This is a genomic window from Methanospirillum sp. (assembly GCF_035406105.1).
GTDB lineage: Archaea > Halobacteriota > Methanomicrobia > Methanomicrobiales > Methanospirillaceae > Methanospirillum.
Map to the genome: position 1 here is coordinate 1 of NZ_DAONKG010000203.1, position 4,354 is coordinate 4,354.

The 4,354-nt window shown below is 48.3% G+C and carries 6 protein-coding genes; 2 read left to right on the forward strand and 4 right to left on the reverse strand.

Annotation, left to right across the window (positions count from 1 at the left end; all coding sequences use genetic code 11):
- Both PLA23_RS10885 and PLA23_RS10890 read right to left on the reverse strand, forming a co-directional pair.
- On the reverse strand, nt 1–1,151 hold a 1,151-nt coding region (locus PLA23_RS10885), incomplete at its 3' end, for a hypothetical protein (protein ID WP_324475194.1).
- Nucleotides 1,152–1,278: 127 nt separating this feature from the next.
- Nucleotides 1,279–1,788, reverse strand: coding sequence for a hypothetical protein (locus PLA23_RS10890; RefSeq protein ID WP_324475195.1), 510 nt, complete (start codon nt 1,786–1,788; stop codon nt 1,279–1,281).
- Between the two features lie 81 nt (nt 1,789–1,869).
- On the opposite strand from PLA23_RS10890, the gene PLA23_RS10895 reads away from it, so the two are divergent.
- Nucleotides 1,870–2,334, forward strand: coding sequence for an LEA type 2 family protein (locus PLA23_RS10895; protein WP_324330355.1), 465 nt, complete (start codon nt 1,870–1,872; stop codon nt 2,332–2,334).
- Between the two features lie 13 nt (nt 2,335–2,347).
- Here PLA23_RS10895 and PLA23_RS10900 read toward each other — a convergent pair whose 3' ends face one another.
- On the reverse strand, nt 2,348–2,713 hold the full coding sequence (locus PLA23_RS10900; RefSeq protein WP_324330353.1) for a winged helix-turn-helix transcriptional regulator: 366 nt from the start codon (nt 2,711–2,713) through the stop codon (nt 2,348–2,350).
- A gap of 121 nt (nt 2,714–2,834) precedes the next feature.
- On the opposite strand from PLA23_RS10900, the gene PLA23_RS10905 reads away from it, so the two are divergent.
- The gene (locus PLA23_RS10905) at nt 2,835–3,659 is read left to right on the forward strand and encodes a nitroreductase family protein (RefSeq protein ID WP_324475196.1); all 825 of its coding nucleotides are present in this window, start codon (nt 2,835–2,837) and stop codon (nt 3,657–3,659) included.
- A gap of 5 nt (nt 3,660–3,664) precedes the next feature.
- Here PLA23_RS10905 and PLA23_RS10910 read toward each other — a convergent pair.
- A partial coding sequence (locus PLA23_RS10910) for an alpha/beta hydrolase family protein (RefSeq protein ID WP_324475197.1) occupies nt 3,665–4,354 on the reverse strand: 690 nt, incomplete at its 5' end.

Genomic DNA, 4,354 nt, shown 5'->3' on the forward strand with positions numbered 1-4,354 from the left:
TATGAAAACCAGGTAAGGGTGTCTCCGGCAAGAAGGACTTCACAGGGCCCCATCAGTTCCCGGCCAGTGATCGTCACATCGCCCGTCTTGTCAGGGGTTAAAACCGGGGCATCAACGGATATGATAACCGGTGCGATCTGTTTCCCGGTCACTTCAAAAGGAATGGTTGCTTTTCCGGTTTTGGTGGTGACGACAAGATTCCATGTTCCTTGTTCTGCATCTTCAGGAATATCCAGCATCACAACGCCATACTTCTGATTTTCGGTAAAACAATAGTTATACGCGTTAATACCAACCGTGTCCTTTACGAGGGTGACATAGACGGGGGATGTGAAGTGATCTCCGTATATTTTTATACCCATGGTATTGCCAGCTCCGCCGGAGTATGGGTAGATACTGGTGACATGAATCCCCCGCTCGTTGACGATCTTTTCACTCATCCCGGCAAAGCGTGGATCAGATACCGGTTCTTCGGGAGGTTCCTGCACCGGGGGTATGGTGGGAGCAGGTGTTGGGGTGGGGGTACTATCAACCGATGCATTCAGGGTATCTTCCTGGAATACATGCGATCCATTCAGTATCGTGATATTTACCGGCCCGGTCCGCATATCTGTACCGACAATACCTGCTCTGATTGAATAGGTGCCCGGTTGCACGGTATCAGGAATAGGGACCGTAATTGTCCTCTTCGTGCTTCGTAAAATAAGACCTGGGACCTGAGAGCCGATTCCAATACCAAGCAGTTCAGAATCAGGAATCACGGGAAAAGGTATCCGTTCCCCAAGAAGTTTTCCGGTATCAAGGGACCAGATTCGATCCTGAGTGTTCTTTAATACGGCACCGTCTTTTCCGGTTATGCTCATCGCAGAGACGTTCAGGTTGAGGGTGAATTCTACCTCATCGCCGGGAGCCACGACATCAGGCATGGCAGTCAGAACTCCCTTAAGGAGCAGGGTGCCGCTGGGTGGTGCAGTATCACCGGTCCAGTTCGTAAATCCCTGTCCATAATTTTCAAAAAACGGACCATTGAAGATTATCTGTTCTTCAGAGACTGCTGCCTGAACGAAACCGGGCAGCGTGGCAAGAAGTACCAGGGACAGTACGAGGAGAAATACCACGGCTCGAGAGGACTTTTGCTCATGAATACCCATAATACCACCGAATATATGAAAAGGAGATTATAATTGACGGCATTTATTTGTTCCTGAAAAAAACCTGCACGATGATGATCGGAGCATGGTTCGCTGATATCCGCATGTTCAACAGGTAACAGGGGGGTTACACGCCCGTTCGGCTCCCATATTTCCGGGTGTACGCTTCGATTGCCTCCATCCGGCCCGGTGATTCATTTGGACTGAAAACGATCTCATCAGCAGAGAGACCAAAATAATCTAACGTCTCCCGGATGAGCGGGATATCCATAAACCCTTCCACATTGCCGGATGCAAGCGATGCAATTATCCGGGTCAGTGACTCATCGACCATGGAGAAGATATCTCCCTCTTCCCCATACGAGATATCAATCCCGAATTCCTGGAGCAGGGAAATCAACGAAATTATATCTCTGTTAACCGGAGTTATATCTTCCAGAGCAGGCTGATCTGCCTTCCATGGAAAAGGAGTATCAGTGGGTTTACTCTCAATGGCAGATACCGGGAGAACGGATACACAGAACAGAGTGATCAGGATAAGTGTGATACATTTCATGATTATCGTGATGGTAGGGAGGTTTTCAAGGGTCCGGGGGAGAGAACGTTCTCTCTGACAATATTTTCTCTGCTTCCACATAACAACATCACTCTCATAAGGCCAACCAGATCATATCATTCATTATCGTATGAACCCAATACCCATTCCGGGAGAAGAAAAATGAACAAATTTTACGCCCTCGTGCTGTCTGGAATCCTTATGGCAGCCATATTGCTCTGCGGATGTAGTGCTCTTTTTCAGGAGCCGACCATAACCGTCGGGGCAGTTGAACTGGCATACATCAATGCTACCGATCTTGGTCTGGATGTTACCTTGCATGTACAGAATCCTAATCCGTTTGGAGTCACGTTTCAAAAAATAATCGCAAATGTCTCATATATGAAAGAGAGCAACTGGGAACCGCTCAGTCATGTGGAATCGGAGAATGTGAATATTGGAACCGGTGAAAGCACGATTCTGCTTCCGGTTTCAGCAAAGAATGCCGACCTTATCAAAGCAGGTTTTCAGGTCCTCATACAAGGCGAAATAACAATTCAGGTTGAAGGAACTGCACAGCCATCCTTCTTTGGACTAGCTCCAAAGATTCCGTTTCGGAAAACGAAAACTATCCCCATATCTCTCTAAGTGATGTATGGGATCAGGGGGAAGGTGTACCCTGGCACTTTTTTTCCGGGAGAGGGCATCCGTTATGAAGCAGGTATTCTGATCCCCAGGCACAGAGTGACTCAAGTACGGGAATGACAGATGCCCCAAGATCGGTAAGGGAGTACTCAACCCGTGGAGGGACCTCCGGATACATCGTCCTGGTAATTACCCCGTCATCCTCCAGCTCACGAAGCTGCTTTGTCAGCATCCGGGGTGATACCATGGGCATGCGATCCATGAGCTGGGTAAACCGGAGACAGCCGTCTTTTAATTGCCAGATGATGAGTGTCTTCCATTTTCCACCAATAACGGCCAGGGCAGCCTCAACCGGACAATGGTACTGACCTTTCTCATTCATACCTGATTATCTGCTATTGATTTGCATGCAATTATTTATAATATAATTACTACCAATTGTATAGTAATGAAATTTAGAGCATTTGTGCAATAAATTTCAAACATGGTACGAGATTGATACTATGACGACTATCACAATTGATCAGGAAAAATGCACTGGATGTAAAATCTGTCTGTCTCTCTGCCCGTATTGTATTCTTGAAATGAAAGAAGGGGCAAAAATCGCATCACAAAACCCGGATATGATCCCGTTCTGCAGCAAATGCGGCCATTGCAGTGCATTCTGTCCACAGGGAGCAATTGACGTTGATTATGAAGGAGCCGGTCCTGTTCCTGACTGGGTAGCAGATACCATACCGTCAGCAGGGGAACTTGCACGGCTGATGATGGTCAGACGTTCTATCCGGAGTTACAAGAATAAAACCGTCCCACGGGAAACGTTGCAAAAAATTCTTGATATGGTCAGGTATGCCCCAACTGCCATGAATAGTCAGTCGATCCGCTGGCTGGTCATAGAAAATCCTGAAGAGGTCAGAAAAATTGTCGCAGGCACGGTTGAATGGGCGTGCAAACTGATGCAGACAGACATCGAACACCCACTAAAACCCATCCTCCCCATGATCATCGAGGCATGGGAACGGGGAGAGGACCATATCTGCCATGGTGCTCCGCACCTCATATTTGCCTACACCCATAAGGACAACCCCGTTGGATTGATTGATGCAATCATTGCCCTGACCCATCTTGATCTTGCTGCACCGGTGTTTGAGCTTGGAACCTGCTGGGCAGGTATCGTCCAGATAGCAATGAATGAATCACCAGAACTCGTGGCAGGTCTGGGTCTTCCACCGGATCATATGCCGATGTACGGGATGATGATCGGATACCCGCGATATGAATCCCACCAGATTCCAAGGAGAAATGCCCTCCAGGTCATCTGGAAATAAATTTTTTAGGGGTGTAACTGCTCATCAAGCCAGTCGAATTTTGCCTGATATGAGAGAGCGGATGCACCCATTTGGCAGTGTTCCCCGGCACAATACTCGTCTGTGAAAACCAGGTAGGTCTTCGGGCATTTCAGGGCCTCATAAAATATCTGTGACTGGCCGCCAAGTTTTGAATCACTTACCCCCTCGCAGACCAGTGTTGATGCCTGAATCTTATCAATCACGCCTTCAAGGGTATATGGCTCATAGGTAAGCATGACATCAGCCGGAGTCGGGACGCCAAAGACATACATGCCCTGCGTCATGGCCCAGTCCATGCTGGTCGAATTATTCATCCGGGCAGACATATCTTTATTGATATAATCCTTGTTCTCCCTGATGAAGTCAAACACATCCTCCCGGGTAACATTCTGCGGGTCAGGAAATCCCTGTCTGAACTGACTGACCTGCTCATGTGCCATATCATAGATGGCACTGTCAGCTATCAGGGCACGAATCCGGTGATCAAAAGCAGCGGCACGGGGTGCCAGATATCCGCCCATGCTGATGCCCCACAGGCCTATCCGGTCAGGGTCAACATCCGGTCTTTTTGTTGCATAATCAAGGACAGGGCCGACCACCTTTTCCCAGTCATATCTGAACGGTATCTTCTGCACCCTGATTACCTCTCCCTGTCCGGGGCCTTCAAAGGTGAG

Coding starts and splice junctions, on each gene's coding strand:
- PLA23_RS10890 (WP_324475195.1), bottom strand. CDS start 1,788: ATGTGGAAGCAGAGAAAATATTGTCAGAGAGAACGTTCTCTCCCCCGG.
- PLA23_RS10900 (WP_324330353.1), bottom strand. CDS start 2,713: ATGAATGAGAAAGGTCAGTACCATTGTCCGGTTGAGGCTGCCCTGGCC.
- PLA23_RS10905 (WP_324475196.1), top strand. CDS start 2,835: ATGACGACTATCACAATTGATCAGGAAAAATGCACTGGATGTAAAATC.
- PLA23_RS10895 (WP_324330355.1), top strand. CDS start 1,870: ATGAACAAATTTTACGCCCTCGTGCTGTCTGGAATCCTTATGGCAGCC.